Source organism: Vogesella mureinivorans (genome assembly GCF_007644035.1).
Classification (GTDB): domain Bacteria; phylum Pseudomonadota; class Gammaproteobacteria; order Burkholderiales; family Chromobacteriaceae; genus Vogesella; species Vogesella mureinivorans.
In genome coordinates this window covers 1-263 of record NZ_VMTV02000895.1, presented here as the reverse complement: position 1 = coordinate 263, position 263 = coordinate 1, and the positions used below count along the sequence as shown (strand labels likewise).

Annotated in this window: 1 protein-coding gene; it reads right to left on the bottom strand. The window is 68.4% G+C overall.

From position 1 onward, the window contains the following. Positions 1–263: ComEC/Rec2 family competence protein (locus FLQ44_RS23865; RefSeq protein ID WP_369126622.1), on the bottom strand; the 263-nt coding region annotated here is incomplete at both ends.

The window sequence follows — 263 nt, the reverse complement described above, 5'->3', positions numbered from 1 at the left end:
CCGGCAGCGACCAGGGCATGTTCCGCGCCCACGGCACGCACGAAGGCCTCGCTGCTGGAGCTGGCGCTGCCGTGGTGCGGCACCAGGACGATGTCGGCGCGCATCCGCTCAGGCTGCTCGCGCAGCAGGCGCTGTTCGATCAGCGCACCGATATCGCCCGCCAGCAGAGCGACCTGTTCGCCGGCCTGCACACGCAACACGCAGCTGCTTTCATTGCGCAGGTAGGGAAAGTGCTCGGGCGGATGCAGCAGCTCGAAGTCGAC